General features: G+C 58.5%; 18 protein-coding genes. 3 read left to right on the top strand and 15 right to left on the bottom strand.

The window, feature by feature from the left end:
• Positions 1-277: 277 nt before the first annotated feature.
• A complete protein-coding gene (gene mobH, locus CI807_RS01440) occupies positions 278-2,002 on the bottom strand; it encodes a MobH family relaxase (RefSeq protein ID WP_095013550.1) in 1,725 nt (574 codons plus the stop codon).
• Positions 2,003-2,222: 220 nt separating this feature from the next.
• Between mobH and CI807_RS01435 the strand changes: the two genes are divergently transcribed.
• Positions 2,223-2,420 (top strand): hypothetical protein, encoded by a 198-nt coding sequence (locus tag CI807_RS01435; protein WP_007901093.1) that lies wholly within the window; start codon positions 2,223-2,225, stop codon positions 2,418-2,420.
• Positions 2,421-2,551: 131 nt separating this feature from the next.
• Here CI807_RS01435 and CI807_RS01430 read toward each other — a convergent pair whose 3' ends face one another.
• Positions 2,552-3,511 carry an ArdC family protein gene (locus CI807_RS01430; protein ID WP_016978897.1) on the bottom strand — a complete coding sequence of 320 codons (960 nt, stop codon included), beginning with the start codon at positions 3,509-3,511 and terminating at the stop codon, positions 2,552-2,554.
• 131 nt (positions 3,512-3,642) lie between these two features.
• Positions 3,643-3,972, bottom strand: coding sequence for a hypothetical protein (locus tag CI807_RS01425; protein ID WP_016978896.1), 330 nt, complete (start codon positions 3,970-3,972; stop codon positions 3,643-3,645).
• Between the two features lie 456 nt (positions 3,973-4,428).
• Here CI807_RS01425 and CI807_RS01420 point away from each other — a divergent pair, with 456 nt between their 5' ends.
• Positions 4,429-4,827 (top strand): DUF3742 family protein, encoded by a 399-nt coding sequence (locus CI807_RS01420; protein ID WP_038848934.1) that lies wholly within the window; start codon positions 4,429-4,431, stop codon positions 4,825-4,827.
• On the opposite strand, the gene CI807_RS01415 is transcribed toward CI807_RS01420, so the two are convergent.
• The 5 genes from CI807_RS01415 to CI807_RS01395 all read right to left on the bottom strand — a co-directional run bounded on the left by CI807_RS01415 (position 4,816) and on the right by CI807_RS01395 (position 9,374).
• Positions 4,816-6,357, bottom strand: a complete 1,542-nt coding sequence (locus CI807_RS01415) for a conjugal transfer protein TraG N-terminal domain-containing protein (RefSeq protein ID WP_016978895.1) — start codon at positions 6,355-6,357, stop codon at positions 4,816-4,818. The two genes, CI807_RS01420 and CI807_RS01415, sit on opposite strands and share 12 nt — an antisense overlap.
• Before the next feature lie 10 nt (positions 6,358-6,367).
• Positions 6,368-6,676 (bottom strand): hypothetical protein, encoded by a 309-nt coding sequence (locus tag CI807_RS01410; protein WP_016978894.1) that lies wholly within the window; start codon positions 6,674-6,676, stop codon positions 6,368-6,370.
• A gap of 3 nt (positions 6,677-6,679) precedes the next feature.
• On the bottom strand, positions 6,680-8,062 hold the full coding sequence (locus tag CI807_RS01405; RefSeq protein ID WP_025999944.1) for an integrating conjugative element protein: 1,383 nt from the start codon (positions 8,060-8,062) through the stop codon (positions 6,680-6,682).
• Positions 8,059-9,015 (bottom strand): TIGR03756 family integrating conjugative element protein, encoded by a 957-nt coding sequence (locus tag CI807_RS01400; RefSeq protein WP_025999943.1) that lies wholly within the window; start codon positions 9,013-9,015, stop codon positions 8,059-8,061. Before CI807_RS01400 ends, CI807_RS01405 begins: the two co-directional genes overlap by 4 nt.
• Before the next feature lie 104 nt (positions 9,016-9,119).
• A complete protein-coding gene (locus tag CI807_RS01395; protein ID WP_003174132.1) occupies positions 9,120-9,374 on the bottom strand; it encodes a helix-turn-helix domain-containing protein in 255 nt (84 codons plus the stop codon).
• Positions 9,375-9,542: 168 nt separating this feature from the next.
• On the opposite strand from CI807_RS01395, the gene CI807_RS01390 reads away from it, so the two are divergent.
• Entirely contained in the window at positions 9,543-9,815 is a 273-nt protein-coding gene (locus CI807_RS01390) for a LasR-specific antiactivator QslA (protein ID WP_038848938.1), read from the top strand.
• A 134-nt stretch (positions 9,816-9,949) separates the two neighbouring features.
• Here the strand turns inward: CI807_RS01390 and CI807_RS01385 are convergent, their stop codons facing one another.
• The 7 genes from CI807_RS01385 to CI807_RS01355 form a co-directional block, all read right to left on the bottom strand.
• On the bottom strand, positions 9,950-10,222 hold the full coding sequence (locus tag CI807_RS01385; RefSeq protein WP_016978890.1) for an HU family DNA-binding protein: 273 nt from the start codon (positions 10,220-10,222) through the stop codon (positions 9,950-9,952).
• A 124-nt stretch (positions 10,223-10,346) separates the two neighbouring features.
• Positions 10,347-13,097: a conjugative transfer ATPase gene (locus tag CI807_RS01380; RefSeq protein WP_016978889.1), complete on the bottom strand. Its 2,751-nt coding sequence runs from the start codon at positions 13,095-13,097 to the stop codon at positions 10,347-10,349.
• On the bottom strand, positions 13,097-13,513 hold the full coding sequence (locus CI807_RS01375) for a TIGR03751 family conjugal transfer lipoprotein (protein WP_038848940.1): 417 nt from the start codon (positions 13,511-13,513) through the stop codon (positions 13,097-13,099). Before CI807_RS01375 ends, CI807_RS01380 begins: the two co-directional genes overlap by 1 nt.
• Entirely contained in the window at positions 13,476-14,993 is a 1,518-nt protein-coding gene (locus CI807_RS01370) for a TIGR03752 family integrating conjugative element protein (protein ID WP_016978887.1), read from the bottom strand. The genes CI807_RS01375 and CI807_RS01370 overlap by 38 nt, the downstream gene beginning before the upstream one ends.
• Positions 14,983-15,795: a TIGR03749 family integrating conjugative element protein gene (locus CI807_RS01365; RefSeq protein WP_016978886.1), complete on the bottom strand. Its 813-nt coding sequence runs from the start codon at positions 15,793-15,795 to the stop codon at positions 14,983-14,985. Before CI807_RS01365 ends, CI807_RS01370 begins: the two co-directional genes overlap by 11 nt.
• Positions 15,792-16,433, bottom strand: a complete 642-nt coding sequence (locus CI807_RS01360) for a PFL_4703 family integrating conjugative element protein (protein ID WP_016978885.1) — start codon at positions 16,431-16,433, stop codon at positions 15,792-15,794. Before CI807_RS01360 ends, CI807_RS01365 begins: the two co-directional genes overlap by 4 nt.
• Positions 16,430-16,843, bottom strand: a complete 414-nt coding sequence (locus CI807_RS01355) for a TIGR03750 family conjugal transfer protein (RefSeq protein WP_016978884.1) — start codon at positions 16,841-16,843, stop codon at positions 16,430-16,432. Before CI807_RS01355 ends, CI807_RS01360 begins: the two co-directional genes overlap by 4 nt.
• Between the last annotated feature and the right edge of the window lie 4 nt (positions 16,844-16,847).

Raw genomic sequence — 16,847 nt, 5'->3', positions numbered from 1 at the left:
GATTTACTGCCGCCCCTTCCTATACAAGGGTCGATTCCCCAAGACGACAAACAAAGAACCGGTGGTGCTCGTGACAGGCCTGTGTGAAAGCCTGCTCAAAAATTGCTACAAGGTGAAGAGATAAAGTAGGACAGGCTAGGCGAGCCGGGGCTGCGGTGGATCCAATCCATCATGGACGCAATGCACCACCCACGATGGGTAATAAAGCGGTGTAACAGCGAGTCACTCCAGAGTCAGCTCTGCGCTTCGGTCCCCATTAGTGGGGCACTCTGGAAATTTAATCTTTTTCGATTTTAAGAAAGGGATTATCGGGCGGTATCAATTCAAAAAATAGCTTTGGATCCTCAATCAAATACCCCTTCAATGTGGTTTTTTTCCTAGGGCCTTGTACTTGGCAAATCCAGATGTTTAGACCGTTGCCTCGCTTCCTGTGGACCTTCAGTTTCTCGAACTGCTTCTGCACCCAGCGCCATTCTTCACCTTCGTGCTCGGCACCCTGTGAGATACCAGGAAACTCCTGAGCGTAGCGTTGGAAGAGGCCAGGTGTTACCAGAAACACAATGCCGTCCACAGTGTGAACCTTGGCCTTGCTGTCGTTGATGATCAGCTTATGACTTTGAATGCCTTCCCTGACCCAATTCAGGAAAACCTGACCAGGGTTATCCGTCGAGGGAATTGAGATTTCGAGAGTGCTTGCTGACGATGCGTCGCTGAGCTCAGGCTCTTCCCGCTCGAACATGTCGAGCAGCGTTCCGAGGTAGTCGGCATCCTCCATCGCAATGGGATCTGGCTGCGATGGGCTTTGAGTTGATCTTGTATTGACAGCTTTGGGTGCTGGCGGTGATACCGGAGCGTCAGTCGAGTGGTTATCGACTGCCATGCTCACCGTTCCGCTGAAAGCCTCGGGGCGGTCTTCGCTCCCCCAAATTAAAGCCGGTTGGATGCGCAGAAAAGTAAAGGTTTGCTGCCAGTTCCCTTGTGCGACAAGAGCGGTCCAGATGGCTTTGCCTGCCGGGGTGGACTCGACCAACCCATGCGACTGGAGTTCGTCGAACACCGCGATGTTGGAGAAGGGAATGCCCTCAATCGATTGCGACAGCAGATAGGCTCGCAGCTTGTCCGTGACCGTCTTGCTGACGAGCCAGAGTGCGTCCTGGGTCAGCCATCCTGCGGCACCTGGCTGGTTGAGTTTCAGCTCGTGCTGAACCAGATGACGCAGTCCGCTGATCAAGTGATGTTGCAGCGAATGAATCGGGGCCTGCAGCGCCTTGCTTGGGTTGCCACCGATGTTTTGCGCGGTGGAGACACGGTCGGCCTGCATCACCAACTCACCGAGCACGCCAGCACGTTCGTACTGACCGGCCAGGACATACAGCAGACTGGCCCATAGCGGCGGAAAGCCACTGAGCCAGTCCAGGATCGTGCGGTCGAGAATCTGGGTGTAGAGCAAGCCTGCGGCGGCGCCGTGCAGGTGATAGTCGCGGCCTTTGAGGTAGCGAAAACGGTAGGGTTGATCCAGGGAACCCTGCCAAGGATGCCAAAGACGGCCATCCTGGCGTTCGACCACCAGGTCCACGGCGATCTTCCCGATGTCATGCAGCAGCGCGCCATAGGCGATGCCCGCCGACCACGCGTCGGTCTGGGCCGCCTGGTCTTCGGGCGCGGCGCCAGTGGGAAGCAGATACGACTGACGCAGTTTCAAACTGCAAGCGACCAGTTCCAGTCCATGGTCGAGCATACCGCCGAGATACGCATGGTGGTGGGTCTCGCTGGCCGGGAGTTGCTGGACCTGTTCGGCGTAGCGATGGATCGGATTTAAATAGAGCTGGATGAACTGCGCGTGGGAGAGGGCGGTGTACTGCCAGATGCGATCGAGCAACTGGCGGCGGTGCTCCGCAGCTAACAAGCTGTGAGCCGACTCGATGGGCAGGTAACCTTCGGCGACGTTGACGGTCAGTGGCGGAGAGGGCTTCTGCCTTTTGCGGCGAAACAGGCTGAGCATCGTGACCTCCGGGAAGTGGCTGGGTCAGTGGCCTTTTAGCCTTTTCGGATAGGGCTCTTACCCTTGACCCCCCATTCCTTTCCAACCCTTACCGTCCTTTTGGCGCGTGTCCCTTTGCGCGGCAATCGGAATATGGATACTGCTAGGCATCGTTTTGTTGGGGCTAGTACGGAAAAGACAAGAGTCGGTACACTGCGGTGCCTATTTTTTGGGTCTTGCCATGAACCTCACTGACGCCACGCTCGTGCTGCTGCTCGCGGCACGTATCCATGGGACCGACGAAGCCGTCCGGGCCTCGGCGAAGAGCGTGGTCAAGAAGTTGCCGCGCAGTAAGCGTGATCTGATCTACAAGGTAATCGATAGCCGAAGTCCGCTCGAGCTGGTGGATTTTCTGGCGCAGAACCTGGATGCGGAATGACAGGCTGCGAGTGTGTGCCCATCCCTGACTCTTTGCATCAGAGCCCCGCGGCATGGGGATTTTTCTGGGCGCAGAAAAAGGGCCCAACTCGCGTTGGGCCCTGTGATGCGATTGCAACGGTGAGTTAACGATCAAACTCCATCGTTCATGCATCGTGAGTCATCCATTACCATCTGCTTCAGCTGCTGCTCCAGGTTGAGTACATGCTCCGAGGCGCTTCGGGCCAGACCACTGGCGCGAAAGATCGCGCGTTTGTCAGCTTTGAGCAGGCCGAGCCAGGAGTCGATGTAGCCCTCGTGCCGCAGCTCCCCCTGTATACCGGCGTAGGCACATAAAAAAGCAGCGCCCATCTCGGCGATCAACTCCTCAAACGCGTAGCCTGGCGAGCCGAACGGACAGGCTGACGTCATGCCTTCGCGCTGCAACCGAGAGTGATGCCCGGTCCAGTGCGTCAGCTCATGAAGTGCCGTGGCGTAGTACCCGCCTTCATCGTGAAATTGTGCTTTTGTCGGCAGTTGGATGAGATCCCTGATCGGGTGGTAAAAGGCTTCGTCGGCAGGCCGATGAACGATGCGTGCACCTGAACTTAATAGCAGATTTTCCGCGGCGCTGTTGGGCTGGAAGGGATCACTCTGTTCCGTCTCGAGCAGGGTTTCATTGAGCATTTCGAGCCCCTCCGTTTGCTCGATGTTGAACAGAAAATGTGTCCTGAGAATGCCGAAGTGAGCGACCTTGGGCTGACCGTTTTCATCGAGTACGGGTTGGCCTGACTCGGTCTGTTCCTCGCGCTCCATCGGCTTGTAGAGCACCGCCAGAGTGCTGTGCTCACCCTTACGAATGTGCCCACCGGTCTTTTTGGCTTGGTTGAAGGTCAGCCAACGATCTTGAGTGAACCCCTGCAACCTGGCCTCGGCCCAGAGCAGCGGTAAATTGATGCCCGAATACGGACGTCGTGTGATGGCGTTGACGGGGTAGGGTTGATGACCGATGTAAGCGGAGCCACTTGAGGACCAGGGTTTGATCCAGGGAGCAACGCCTTGGTCTAACGCGGTAACGATCTTGTCAGTTACGTCTTGGTAGATATCGCGCATGGCAATTTCCTCGAGAGAAAACGGAGGAACGCCTTGCCCGTCGGGGGAGGGTTCCCCGGTTGGGTGATGGGTTGGATTGATGCAGGTCTTGCATGCCGCCCGAATGTGGAGGTGGGCGCCGCCCATTGCGCTTAGCGCTGGTGTTCTCCTGCAAGCGCTATCAGCAAGGCGGCAGGCTGACCCGGTTCTTGGAGTAGGCTCAGACTCAATTGCAGCAACGGGTCGTGGTGTAAGTGATCGGTTGGTTCAATGTGGATTACCTCGAACAGCACGTAGGGCTTGTGTGGATAGGCCAGGTGGGCTTCGAAGGCTGCGCGCAATACGTGGCTCAACCGATCGACCTGCAGCTTCTCAGCGTGATCGGATTGCTCGAGCAGTACTGCGCGTTGCCACGCGCCAGGGGTGAACACGATGGGCAACCGAAGGGTGTTCAGTGTTTGCGGTGTAAGTGAGTCGGGCATGGTATGTCTCCGTTGAAAACGCGAAGAAACCTGCCCTGTGCGGGGAAAGATTTCCCCGCAGTGGGTTGAAGAAAATCAAGAGGGCTTATCTCACGAGCAGCGCTCGAAAGGCGCTCAGGAGAGCAGTAGGCGTTCATCACCGTAGCAACGGTCACCGTGCGAGCCACCGAACGCTAATCGCACTTGGGGAGAACCATCATCGAAGTGACGGAGCCTTGAAGGTTCTGGCTACCTGGGAAAGTGCTGTCGATAACAGCGATCCGTACCTTGTATTTAGCTGGACGATTTATCTGGGTCAATCACTGTAGATAGGCTTTTTCACGGGGCTTGTCTTCTGTCTTCCAGTGAAGATTTTTTCGGCTGGGCAAACTGATAAACGGTCAGGCACGGACAGTTTTCAGTAGTAGGCTGTTACTCCTGTCTCAACCATGAAAACGCTCAGAAGAGGGCGAGAGCATGCCGACTCAGCAACCTGTTCAGAATTCACGTGGCCACAGCTGGGCGTACGCATGTGGCACGTCGGTAAAGCGTGGTTATCGCAAATTGAAAGCGTTTGAGTCCCGCCTGGCTGAGCGTGCGGTGACGGCAGGTATGCCCGCAGGTAAATTACTTGTTCGCGGGAGCTTTCTGATTGCCAAACTGGCATTGATCGGAGGATTGCTCTTTGTCAGTGTTTGGCTGGTTACTTTTTTTGTGATGATGCTGGCTGTCATCACTTTGCTATGGTTCAGGGCTTTTGTTGGTTCCGATCATCAAGAGGAAAGTCCAGGACCAGACTACCTAGGTGCTGATCTCTACATCGGTGACTTCGATGACAATGGGCATTATATAGGCGACAGCAAGTCATCTAATTGAACGTTTAGCAGCACCCAATATTTGATCCGTACCTTTGCTCGCTGAATCACTTGCGGCTTTGCTACCGTTCGCCAACATGCCCTGAATCCCGTTGCCGACTGAATATCCTGCCCAGCTCATGGCCCCTAGAAACAGCATTGGTAGCACGATGAACATCGCCCCCATCACATACTCGATCACCTGTGCCGTGACGGTTCCATCCATGAAGCCGGATGTGGGCAGCGATAACAGCACTTGATTGGAAGCCGAAACCTGGTTGTACAGCGTATCGAGCATGCTGGAGTCGACCCAGCGAGCGAGTTCCCACCAGAAGCTCAGCATGTGTAAGGTGAACAGCGCGAACGTCACGGTCATGACAGTTTTCAACTGGTAGGTACTGACCAGCAGGATCAGCGGCAAGCTGATGATGACGCCCATGATCAGGAACGCCTGCACCATCGGCAAGGCGGCGCGTAGTGCATTCATTGCCGGGAAGTTGCTGAAGGAACCGAGGGCCAGCCCGGTATTGGTGGCTAGGTTATTGAGCCCCTGATTGATCGAACCGCCACGAGCGCTGGAGCCGTAGTCCTGATACACCTGTCCGGGCGACATGGACATCGATTGCTGGCGCGGGCTGACCAGCTCGCGCAGGGTGGCATCCTCGATCTCGTTGCTCGAACGCCCAGTCAACCAACCTTTCAGCTGAGTCAGCAGCGAGGGGTCGACCTGCTCGATCAAGCGCTCGCGCAAGCCAACACCGCTATCACTCCACCACTGCTTGCAGGTGGGGTAGCCCGCGCCATTCTCCAGCCGCGGCAAGGAAACATCGCGGTTGTCGTCATACGGCCAGCTGACTCTCGGTGTGCGTGAGCGATCCGTATCGTAGTAGCCGGGTGTGTCGAGAAAATAGCTTGAGCCGATCCAGGAGGCGTCGTGACTTTGTACCTTGTCCAACAGCGGACGGTTGGTGAATAGCCGAGAGCGGGAATAGCCGTAGCAGTCGCGAGTGAAATCGGCGACTTCCTGCAGCAGTACCTGACTGTCGATACGCGAGCTGTCGATCTCCATACGCATTTGTCGGATATCCGGTGTGCAGGGAATGGAAGCGGTGGCCGCCGCGGTTACCCCTTTGCTCAAGGCATGCACCAGAAACCACCAGATCGGAACGTTGGCGGAGCGTTCGCCGATGGTATTGAAGGTCGTCCCCCAGGCGGTTTCCGTCGGTTGGGCCACACTCACGCCGCAGCGCTGGCTCGCCGCATCATCGAACGTCATTGACGAGAGGCTCAACGGAAAGACCGGCGCGCAGCCGAACAACACCACGATGTAGGCCAGCCACAACCGGTTCTCGATCCGCGGAACTGAGAGCAGTCCCTTGTTACCTTCATCCGCGCCTTGCTGACGGGCCGATAGCCATTCCTGCAAGATGATCGCACCAAAGGGTGCAGCGAATAGCCCGGTGTCGGACAGGACGCTCCAGAGGCCGTTGTTGATGATCCAGGACAGCAGGGAGAGGTAAAACTCCAGGTAGCTGTTGGTGCTCATGAGCATGGTGGTGACCTCACAGTCGGGTGAGTTCGACGCAGGTAAAGAGCACGAGCCCTAATGTCCCGATGCGTTTCACGCGCAGTCGATCCTGTGGTCGATATCGGTAGCGCCGAAGCAGATCCCACCAGAGCGCAAAGAGAGCGGCGTAGAGCAGGGCGCGCCACCACCGCAGATAAGGCCGTGCGGATTCGAATGCCTGCTGCCAGACCTCGACACTATCCAGCGCAGTGCGGCCGGTCCAGGCGACCAGCGCGACGGTCAGCATCATCACTGCGGCAATCCCCAGACCTGAAAACAGAGTGAATCGCGGTGAGCGTTTCATGGCTCACTTGCGCCTAGCGTCAGCATCATTGAGTCGGCCCGGCTCAGGATCTCCTTGCTCGACGGTACGCGAAGCATCGGCACCACCGGCATGCCGATCGAGCACCAGGCTGGCGGTGTTGGTGGCCAGCATCTGCCTGACCTGCAGTTCGGTCTGCAGCAGGCGTATTTCGCGCTCCAGAGCGTCGATGTTTTTCGTCAAGGCGGTTTGAGCCGGCTCGGCGGAGGCGATGTTCGGTTCGTGACTGCCCGCCAGCAGCGTGCGCAGCAGTAGCAATGCCTTGTCGAGTACGCTGGACAAGGCTGTCTCGCTGGCCAGGCGTCGCGCCAGCAGATCCTGGTCGGGATCGTCGCGCAGGGCTTCAACCACACCACGGGTCACCGGCAGCATCGGGCTGGAGGCTTTAGTCAGATTGTCAGGGGTAGGCGGCAGAGAGCCCGACAGCAAACCTTGCAGGGCCTTGAGGCGTTCGCTGTAGGCCTCCTGGATCAGCGGCGTCAATCCGCTGCCAGCGGTCGCACGCAGGGTTTCGCAGCTGTCGCAGGTCGCGACTTCGCTCTCGCCCAACACGCGAACAGCCCACTCAGATTCTTCCTGCGGTGAGGCCCAGGTCTGACAAATAGCCCCTCCCAGGCAATCACTGCTACTGATCGAGGCACTGTCATCCACCATACGGTTATGCAGCAGGTTATAGCCTGCACGGACCACGTCGGCGGTCACCCGAATGGGCGTCTGCTCATCACCACCAGCCTTTGAGCCGCCGACCCAGGCCACCCCATTGTTGCCGTTATGGGCCTCGGTGTTTTTCACTGCTGCCACCGCATCACCGCCGGTTTGCTCCAGATTGCCCTGCATTTCCTGGTTCTTGGCCAGCGCGCCCCAACTGGCTTGACCGACCTTGTCCGCCATCTTCTCGGCCATGGCCTGGCAGGTCAGCTTGGAGCGGTCGAAGTCGATACGCCCCTGCATCACCCCGTTACTGAGCAACTCATAGAGACCAGGGTTGGCGCGCTGGATGATCAATGCTGGCAGAGACATCACGGCTTGGGTCGCGTTCTGCACGATGCTGCCCATGATCTGCTGGAAACCTTCGGTGGCACCGTTCAGTTGGTTTTGCAGGGTGTTGGTGAGGCTCATGTTTCCGCACATCATGTTCGCTCGCCATGACCCGCCGACTCCGAGACCACTGGGTCGGTAGAGCGAACTCGGAGAGCCAACTGCCGAGCCGCCACCAATGGTGTACATCACTCGGTCGTCGAGTACTTCGCCTTGAGTGCCCAGGCGGTAATCGCCCTCGGCAGCGTGGGCATGTGTGGCCATGACGAGCAGTCCGCAGAGCAACAGACTCATCACGCCCAACCATGGTCGTGCGAGAAGCCGACTCATGAAGCACCTCCTTCGAAGTCGATGCTGAACAGAAAGGTCTGACCTTCACGTTTGCAGCAGCTATAGGGACGCCACAGCGACCAGGCGTATCCTCCATCCGCACTCTGTACCGGATCGCTGGGGAAGATGGCACACGTAGGCTGAGTCCGAGGGTAGAGCAATTGCCATTTGTGGGTCGAAGCGTCGTTTTCAACGATCGGGCTAGGCGGCCAGTAGCCGTCGCGTTTGGCGGGCGTGAGGGGTAAGTACACATGCGGTTGCCCGTTGCGGGTAATCACATCGCCGGCCCGTTGCGCCATGACGGCGGCCGCCTTGAAATCGTCGGGCTGTACCAGAAAGCCCTGCCGGGGATAAACATTGCCCCACATGTTTCCCGAAGCCGGACGACCGACTTCACGGGTCCCCGGCATGAGCGACTCGGGGTAGAAGCTTTCCGGGATGCCATGACGCCAGGCCAGTGAGTCCAGGGTGCTCAGGTAGTAGGGCATGACCGCAGTTGCGCCGCTGGCGCAGGCGTAGCCGGATTGCGAAGCCAGTTGCGTTGCGAGCCAGCCACCGGGGTGGCCGATGCCATCGACGTTCTTGAAGCGGGGCAGGTTATCGCGGTGGGTGTTTGGGGTGATCAGGTTGCCGCCACCTTCCGCACCGCTGACGGGAGAGGAGAGGGTGGCCATCTCGGTCCAGGGGTTATTGCCCGTGGTGGAGTAGCTTGAGACCACGAGTTCAGGAATGAAATGACGCACCTTGGTCGAGGTTTTGACTGTACAACCGAAGGGCGTGCAGAGGAGCCAGAAACAAATGCCGACGACCCTGTATTCGAGACAGTTTGGAGAAAGCACAGAGGACGTGATGCTGCCGCTGTCCAGCGCCACGCTTGGGCCGCACGTCAGCAGGATGCTTAGCGCTAAGGGCCGTAACTTTGTGGGCGGGATTGACGAGCAGACAACAGGCATGATCCAGGCTCTCGGTGTATGCCTGGGCAGGTTCGGTTAGAGACTGAAGACTGTCAGTGGAAATTATGAAGGCGGATCTATCGGGTTTGTGAGCAGTGAGACTATTATTTGACGTGAAGGGCGCTGCGCAGGATATCGGGTTCCACAAGTAACTGATCTGCGGTAATTTCGAAAATATTGGCGAGCTTGCACAGGACTAACAGCGACGGATTGCCCGTGCATCGTTCGATTTGACTGACGTAGGTGCGATCCACCTCCGCCATGAGCGCGAGCTGCTCTTGGGTAAGGTTCTTTACGCGCCGCATCAAGCGGATGTTTTCCGCCAGCTGCAGACGAAGTTGTTCGTAGTCTTGAGTCATGCGCGCAAATTGCGCCTTGAGGGACTCTCAATCCACGGGATATAGTCTACATTGACATTGATCTAGCCATTTGGTGTTCAGGCCTGTTATCGAGCGTTCATTTGGTGTCGTTAAGATTTCGAGGCTGGGTCCAGCGTCTAACAATAAAATCAGAACTCTAGGGTGTGTATGGACGAAAACTACATTTCAATTCCCGCGGCGGATGGTTGTCCAAGTCTTCTGACACCTTGGGGCAACGAATTTGCTCCGATGATCGAACGTGGCGTGCAATGCGCTCAGGTTTGGCTTGATACGCCCGGCGAGATTCCGCTGTGGTGGGAGCTGGCGCAAACACGTAAGACCTTTCCTGTCGGTGACTGCCAGGATGCCTTTGAAGCCGGATTCTTGTTGAGGATTCAGCAGCGGCTAAGCGGTGTGTCACCCAGCCCCAATCAAAGCTGAGAAAAACGACGTTTAAGACGCGTTCATACTCATGGCTAAACGGCTTCCGGAGTTCAGCAAGCAAGCGTTTCGGCTACTGAAGCCCCAATACCAGCGCCCTCGCAGAGTTGGTATTGGGTAATCGCCACCAACGTCTAGTTAACCGCGTCTTTCAGCGACTTACCGGCTTTGAAACTAGGCGTCTTCGCGGCTGCGATCTTGATGGTGGCCCCAGTTTGAGGGTTACGGCCGTCGCGCGCTGCACGCGCTTTCACCGTAAAGGTACCAAAACCAACCAAGGTGACGTTCTCACCGCTTTGCAACGCAGTGGATATGATGGTTGTGAGGGCTTCCAGCGCGCGTCCGGCAGTGGACTTCGGAAGGTCGGCGGAGCTCGCTATGGCCTCGACGAGATCGTTTTTATTCATGTATGACTCCTTCTGCTGGCTGAATGGTGACGAGTAATTTACTCAGATAGTTCGGGCATATCCAGCACAAAACCGCTCTCCAGCCCTGTGTAGATGTAACGCTATTGGGGCTTCAAATCGATACTTACCTCCAAATTCCACGGGCCTGGTCAATGCGCTCAGCTACCCGAAAAGCCGCCTCTAGCTCTGAACACTGGTATTCCTGCATTAAAGTCCAGCGTTCGGCCTTCTCCTCCGGTTCCGTCATGGCCAGGGCGAGATAAAGACTGGGCGGCACGGCCCGAAACAGCGTTTCGAGCTTCTTCGACAGCACGACCCCTTCGGTGAATTTACCCGGCTCCTTGCTGGCAGAGAGCAACAAGGCTTTTTGCGCCGGTGAAAGCTTCTTGAAGCGAGCAATCTCTTCGATTTCCGCCGGCGGCATGTTCAAACAAATCCACCATTCGATCATGTTGAGCATGGTCTGCGCGGCCGTGGGAAAGTCGGCAAGGTTTTGCGTCGCCAGCCAGAACCAAGCGCCGAGCTTGCGCCACATCTTCGTGCCCTTGACCACGAAGGGCGCCAGCAGCGGGTTTTTGGTGATGATATGGCCTTCGTCGGTGACCATGATGATTGGCCTTCCCAGGTACTGGTCGCGTTCGGCTAGGTGGTTCACGGTGTTCATCAGGCTGATGTAGCTGATGGACATCTGCGCCTCGTAGCCTTCGCGAGCGTAAGTGGCGAGATCGACAATGGTCACATCGCTCTCGGGCCAAGGCGTGCCCTCGCGATCGAACAGTTCACCCTCGAAACCTTGGCAAAACAGGTCGATGGACTCACCCATTTCCTGGGCACGCTCGCGACGCTTCTCCGGCAAGTGTGTGTCAGCGGCGACGCGCAGTAAGGCGTCGCGCACGTTGCGGGTCAGTACCTGGCGACCCGCCGCGACACAGGTCTGCGCCGCATCAAGAATGCACTCGCGGATCAAGCTGCGATCGGCTCGACTCAGGCGCGCCTCTTCCTTGGCCTCGCCGCCGGTGATCATCAGGCGAGCGGTGATTTCCAATTCGCCGAGAACATCGCGCTGGTCTTCCCGACTGGCTACCGCCTCATCGTCCAGCTCATCGATCGATAAACTCGCCACCTGATCCGGTTGCTCGACCAGGCGCCAGGCATCGGCAAAGGGGGCGAGACTGACCGAGGCGCCAGGTTTCAATTGGACCTTGTTGACGGAGAGGCCTTGTGTCGCGAAGTAGTCTCCCTGCAAGCCGAATGAGTTGCCGGCCTCGACGATAAATAAGCGAGGGCGGTACACCGCCATGACCTGCATCAGCAGGGTGACCAGGGTGGCCGACTTGCCGGCACCGGTGGGGCCGAACAACAACAGATGGCCGTTCATGGCACGGTCCAGGCGTGACAACGGATCAAAGCTCAACGGCGAGCCACCACGATTGAACAGGGTGATCCCCGGGTGGCCGGTGCCCGTGCTGCGGCCCCACACCGGAACCAGGTTCGCCAGGTGCTGGGCGAACATCAGGCGGGTGTACCAGTTGCGCGTGTCGCGGGCCGGGTTGTAAGCCATTGGTAACCAACGCAGGTAACTGTTGCAGGCGGCGACTTCATCGCCTTCACGTACCGGTTGCAGGCCCGCACCCAGTAGTGCGTTGGCCAGGCTGACCGAGCGCTGGTGCAATTGCTGTTCATCGTGACCGCGCACGTAAAATGCCAGGGTTCCCCGGTACAGCTTGTGCTGGCGGCCGATGATCGCGCGAGCCTCTTCAACATCCTGGCGGGTCTGAGTCGAGGCCAGGTTTTCACCGATGGCTTTGCGCGCTAGGCGGTTCAACTGCTCTTCGAGCACATCCTGTGGTTTGACCACCAAGGTCAGGCTCATCACCGTGCCTTCGGGCAACTGGTCGAACAGGGCATTCACCGCGTCACCCTTGCGGGTTTCTCCGGTGAGTTGACCAATCAAGGGCGCTCGGCGCAGCTTGTCCACTACCATGACCCGGTGGGGCTGATCGTCAAAAAACCAGAGTCCGCGCTGCACATCCGAACGCGGCTCATTGAAAAATAGCCGCTCGGCGAAGTCATGGTCGAAGGGCAGTTCCAGCGACTCACCGCCGCCCGACTCCGGATAGGCCACGCGGCGGTAGAACTCCTCGGGCGATTCATCGGTGAGCGTGGGGGCTGGATTGAACCAGGGCACTAACCAGGCATACAGACCTCGGCCATCGACTCGCGTCGATTGCACCCCGCACGCCTGCAACGAAGCCGCGATACGTTCGCAAGCCTGTTGCAGGGCTTGCACCGGGGTGAGTCCCGTCTCCTCAGCGTCAGACTCAAGCCAGCGATAGACCACCAGGCGCACCCGTCGGTTATTGCCGCGCCAGGGGAGGCGTGTGACGACCTTGTCCTCAAACAGCCCACCCGGTTTGGCAACGGCCTTCAGATGACGGCGAGTGAGTTCTAGGCACGCTTCCGTGAAGACCGTCCCTCGCGCGCTGTCCTGGATATAGCTAGTGAGCCGGTTCAGATAAGGGGTGAAGTCGTTGTCGTCCTGGCAGAAAAACTGCGCCACCCAAGGCGCTTGATCCAACTCATCAAAACTATCCTGCAGGGCGTCTTCGAGTGCGTCGCGGGCGGCCATCAACCAATCGGGTTCGCGCCCTTCAGTGCCGATAGGCAGCAACTCGAACACCGCACCCACCGAGCGATTGTCATCGAGCAGAAAACACTGTTCGGTGTCGAGGTATTCGACCCACGGCAGGTGATCGGTGAAGCTGGGGTTGTGCGCGTACAGTGCGGCTTCATCAGCCAGGGTGGCGCGAGGGCGCAATGGATTGCGCCAAGTTTTCCACGCAGCAGTGCGGTTGCCCGAATCGCCAGTACGCACTACAAGTCTTCCTGACGTTCACCCGGCAATGCGTACTGCACCCGTTGGTAGAACGGAAAGACAGTCGAGTACCCTGGGACCGGTGCCTGCTCGGTACCACTCAAATGCGGATACACGTACAGCACCAGATCAGGATTGGGCAGGCGAGGGAACAAATTTTGGATCTCGTTCGTCGCTGTGCGCGTGTACGGTTCTTGGCGATAAGCGGATAAATTCGCCTGGGCGAGCGGACGGCGTAACTGCTGCCGAGCATCCAGTAGTTGCTGCTGAGTGCCTTGCGAACCGGCGCTGTTCCAGATGTCCAGCATGGTTTGCTCGCCATGGGGCAGTAGTGTCTCCTTGTCGGTGGAACACCCCGTCAGGACCCAGCAGAACACGCTAATCCAGGTCAGGCAGGGAAACATGGTCTTTTTCATGGCGAACGCTCCGGCCCTTGGGCTCGTAGTCGATGGTGATCTCATGGTCGAGGTGCAGTGCGACCTGTGCGGCCGGTGGCACGTACACGGCAGCAAAGGCCTCGCCATACAGCTTGTTGATCCACTCGCGGATGTCGCTGACCCCACCACTGAGGATTGAGTTCAGCGCGCTGTTGCCCGTGCTGCTGGTGACCCCGAGCGTACTGCCGCCCGAACTGATCACGCTGCTGTTGTTCTGCTCATCCCCGAGCAAGGCGGCGACACCGGTGCCGGCCGCAGTGATCAGGCTCTGGCTGCCGAGGTACTGCTGGGCGTTCGAGCGGCGCTCGCCAGCGATGCACGGGATGCCATACGGATCGGACAGATAACCGAGTCCACCGCGGATCTTGTCGGTGTTCGAGCTCTGGGTGGTGGAGGCATTGCGGCTGGCTACCGCCTTCGGCTGAGGCACAGTACGGATGGTGCCATCGGTAAACACAAAGGTGATTGACTCGACCTGTCCGCGTACGCAAGACAGGGTCCAGTCCCCGGACGCCGTGCCGCTCATCACGGCCCCCGCGACGTCCGGCAGGTCGATGCCGTTGGCAGTCAGGTTCTCCGGGCCGACCAGCACCTTGAAGGGATAGGGGTCATTCACGGTGCCGTCCACCGGGACTCGGCCGATCAGCGCGGTCATGGCGACCGAGCCCATCAGCGTCGCGTTTTCGGGGATCGTGTAGACCGGCTTCGCGCCTTCGGTACGATCCACGGATCTCGTCAGGTCACGTTCACCCTGGATTGCTGCACGTAGTTGTTTCTGGCTGCGATCAATGGCGTTATCTTTCATGCCTTCCAGTGAGTTGAAGGTAGTAGGCAGACTCAATGCTCGGGAGGTCTTGGTTTTGCCTTGGGCATCTGTGGACGGAACGTCCGAGGGTTCAATCCACTGCAGCGCATCATTGGTAGAGTGTCGCCCTTCAAACTGAGCGCCGTCGTCGGGCTCAAGCCCCAATCCGATCGGCATGTCCTTGCTTTTGCCGGTCAGCCCCGACAACTGTTCCTGCAATTGCGTCAGCAGGCCGCGAGCCTGACGACTGTCTTGTTCCGCTTTGAGTCGGGCCTCGTTGACTTGGCGGCGGCCTTCGTCGACCTGCTGGGTTACGCTGCCAAGCGCAGTCTGGATACGCGAATCGACACTGTTTTCCCGCTCGCGAAGGCGGTTGTTTTCCGTCTGCAATGAGTCATTGTGTTTCTTCAAACCGAGCATGTCACTGCGCATGGCTTTCACCTGGCCGACCAGGGTGGCGACCGTATCCCGGGGAGTATCGCCAGCAATGCCGAGCGACTTGGCTTGCTCGGTGGATAATTGAAGGTTGTCCTGATCAACTGGGTTTTCTGGAGAAGGCGTGCTGCCACCCGCGACCCAGGTTTTCAGGATGATCAACACCACGGCCAGCAGCGCAGCCGGTACCAGCCATTTGAGCAAGGCGTTAGCTTTCATCGTCCGCACCTCGATCAACGGGTGAGAGCAGCACGACGTGCTCGAGGCCGGCACCGCGAGTGACGAGGTAGGCGATCGTGGTGTCTTCAGCACTGCCGACCGGTCCGAGAAAAACATGCTGGAAAGCCGCAGCGAACAGCTTGGCCTGAAGCCGACGCGGATCGAGTTGTACCGTCTCTGAACCACGATTGCGCAACTTCACCGCCGTCACCCAGTAATCACCGAGCCGCCAGGCGGCGATAGGTGTGCTGGATACGTTTTCGGTCGGCAGCAGGGTTGGCAGTTCGGTGCGCAGCTTGAGCGATACGCGGCGTACGCCGGGCAGGGATTCTACAGTGCGCAGCGGCGCGTATAGGCTCTGTGCGGCGTAGCGCGTCAAAACGACTGGGATTGGCGTACGATCTGGAGCAGGGACGGTGCTAGATTCCGTCTCGGTAGTCTGCACCGGAGCATTTTTGAGAATACGCACGGGCTCCAGCGGTTGATCGCCGGGTGTGGCCGCGATATCTAGAAGGATGATCTCGCCCGTCGTGACTGATTGCAGTTGCAGTCGGGTCGGTGCAATGGCTTCCGACGCGCGCAGGTACAGCGTGCCACCAGTTGATTGCACGCGCAGCTTACCTGTCAGGGTTGAGGGCACGCCGACTCGAACATCCTCATCGATAAAGACCACTCGTTCCTGATTGATCATCAGAGGGATCGCGAGGGGTAGGCGTTCCCAGTGCATCAGCTCGACGGCCTGCGCCGCAACTCCCCATAGCATCATTACGACGGTGAGTCCCAGGGTAGACATCCGCTTCATGGCTCACCTCCAGGCAGGGAGATTTTTTGCGGAGTGCCCTGATAACAATCGAGTGCCAGTCCCCACTTGTTGCGTTCGGGATCAAGATCAAAACGCACCACGCGTAATGGATAACGCACCACCACCCGCTTCACCGGTTCGGCGGCGTAATACTCATCGGCGTTGAGGTCGAGCTTGACCAGCCAGCTGTCGCGGTCGAGTTGCTTGACCCTGAGCTCCGGATCTTCGCTGTAACCTCGGCCCAGAATTTCGTAGACGCCACGCACCCGCTGGCGTAGTTCGCCGGCGGCCTTGCGGTACTCGTAGTCGCCGTCGAGGAAGGCCTTGCAGGCGGGGGTCAGGTAGGACTGCAAGCCATAGATGGCGCGGCGATAATCCTGCTCGCCATCCGAGGGCCAGCGGTTGAGTTGGCCAAAGATGTAGAGGGCAAAGGCATAGACATTCTCTGAGGGGATATCCCACCACTTGCGAGTGCTGCCCGAACGCAGATCCGGTGGTACATGCACGGTCAGATCGGTCGGTGCCGAACGCCAGCCGTACCAGAGCCCGGCACAGACCAGGGCAAGGATCATTACCGCCAGGCGCAGGCTGAAGATGTGGGCCTGTTGGGCATCGACCTTGTTTCGAAATCGGCTCATGACTTCCACCGAGACAGGGCAGGGCGCAGTCGACGCGAACGGCGAACCGTCCAGGCGCCGGAGTGGAGAATCAGACTGCCGCGACCCAGGCGCCAACGGCTGGCGAGTATCCATTCGAGTTTGCGGTACAGCCAGGTCTCGGGGCGGGCCCGTTTGGCCCGACGCAGTAGTGTGCCACCGGCAAATAGCACCACCGTCATGCCTGCGATCATGCTGGTCGGCGCTACGGCAATGGAGGCGGTGGCGATCACCAGAGGAACGCCCAGCAGTAGTCCAATGATTGCGCCGGCACCGAGCGCCATCCACATCTCATCATTGGTCAACCCGCGCAGTACGGCGGGATCACGATTGAGTCGCTCCGGCAGAAAGACCAAGGTGCCGTCGGCAAGGCGTTCGATAGCGTTGTTCATGCCA

It is taken from the genome of Pseudomonas sp. NS1(2017), from assembly GCF_002269425.1.
Classification (GTDB): domain Bacteria; phylum Pseudomonadota; class Gammaproteobacteria; order Pseudomonadales; family Pseudomonadaceae; genus Aquipseudomonas; species Aquipseudomonas reactans.
The sequence above is the reverse complement of the archived record's forward strand: the minus strand, read 5'-3'. Positions and strand labels throughout refer to the sequence as shown.

What these genes read in the sequence shown, in the direction of transcription:
- mobH (WP_095013550.1), bottom strand. Translation starts at nt 2,002, where the DNA reads ATGCTCAGCCTGTTTCGCCGCAAAAGGCAGAAGCCCTCTCCGCCACTG.
- CI807_RS01435 (WP_007901093.1), top strand. Translation starts at nt 2,223, where the DNA reads ATGAACCTCACTGACGCCACGCTCGTGCTGCTGCTCGCGGCACGTATC.
- CI807_RS01430 (WP_016978897.1), bottom strand. Translation starts at nt 3,511, where the DNA reads ATGCGCGATATCTACCAAGACGTAACTGACAAGATCGTTACCGCGTTA.
- CI807_RS01425 (WP_016978896.1), bottom strand. Translation starts at nt 3,972, where the DNA reads ATGCCCGACTCACTTACACCGCAAACACTGAACACCCTTCGGTTGCCC.
- CI807_RS01420 (WP_038848934.1), top strand. Translation starts at nt 4,429, where the DNA reads ATGCCGACTCAGCAACCTGTTCAGAATTCACGTGGCCACAGCTGGGCG.
- CI807_RS01415 (WP_016978895.1), bottom strand. Translation starts at nt 6,357, where the DNA reads ATGCTCATGAGCACCAACAGCTACCTGGAGTTTTACCTCTCCCTGCTG.
- CI807_RS01410 (WP_016978894.1), bottom strand. Translation starts at nt 6,676, where the DNA reads ATGAAACGCTCACCGCGATTCACTCTGTTTTCAGGTCTGGGGATTGCC.
- CI807_RS01405 (WP_025999944.1), bottom strand. Translation starts at nt 8,062, where the DNA reads ATGAGTCGGCTTCTCGCACGACCATGGTTGGGCGTGATGAGTCTGTTG.
- CI807_RS01400 (WP_025999943.1), bottom strand. Translation starts at nt 9,015, where the DNA reads ATGCCTGTTGTCTGCTCGTCAATCCCGCCCACAAAGTTACGGCCCTTA.
- CI807_RS01395 (WP_003174132.1), bottom strand. Translation starts at nt 9,374, where the DNA reads ATGACTCAAGACTACGAACAACTTCGTCTGCAGCTGGCGGAAAACATC.
- CI807_RS01390 (WP_038848938.1), top strand. Translation starts at nt 9,543, where the DNA reads ATGGACGAAAACTACATTTCAATTCCCGCGGCGGATGGTTGTCCAAGT.
- CI807_RS01385 (WP_016978890.1), bottom strand. Translation starts at nt 10,222, where the DNA reads ATGAATAAAAACGATCTCGTCGAGGCCATAGCGAGCTCCGCCGACCTT.
- CI807_RS01375 (WP_038848940.1), bottom strand. Translation starts at nt 13,513, where the DNA reads ATGAAAAAGACCATGTTTCCCTGCCTGACCTGGATTAGCGTGTTCTGC.
- CI807_RS01370 (WP_016978887.1), bottom strand. Translation starts at nt 14,993, where the DNA reads ATGAAAGCTAACGCCTTGCTCAAATGGCTGGTACCGGCTGCGCTGCTG.
- CI807_RS01365 (WP_016978886.1), bottom strand. Translation starts at nt 15,795, where the DNA reads ATGAAGCGGATGTCTACCCTGGGACTCACCGTCGTAATGATGCTATGG.
- CI807_RS01360 (WP_016978885.1), bottom strand. Translation starts at nt 16,433, where the DNA reads ATGAGCCGATTTCGAAACAAGGTCGATGCCCAACAGGCCCACATCTTC.
- CI807_RS01355 (WP_016978884.1), bottom strand. Translation starts at nt 16,843, where the DNA reads ATGAACAACGCTATCGAACGCCTTGCCGACGGCACCTTGGTCTTTCTG.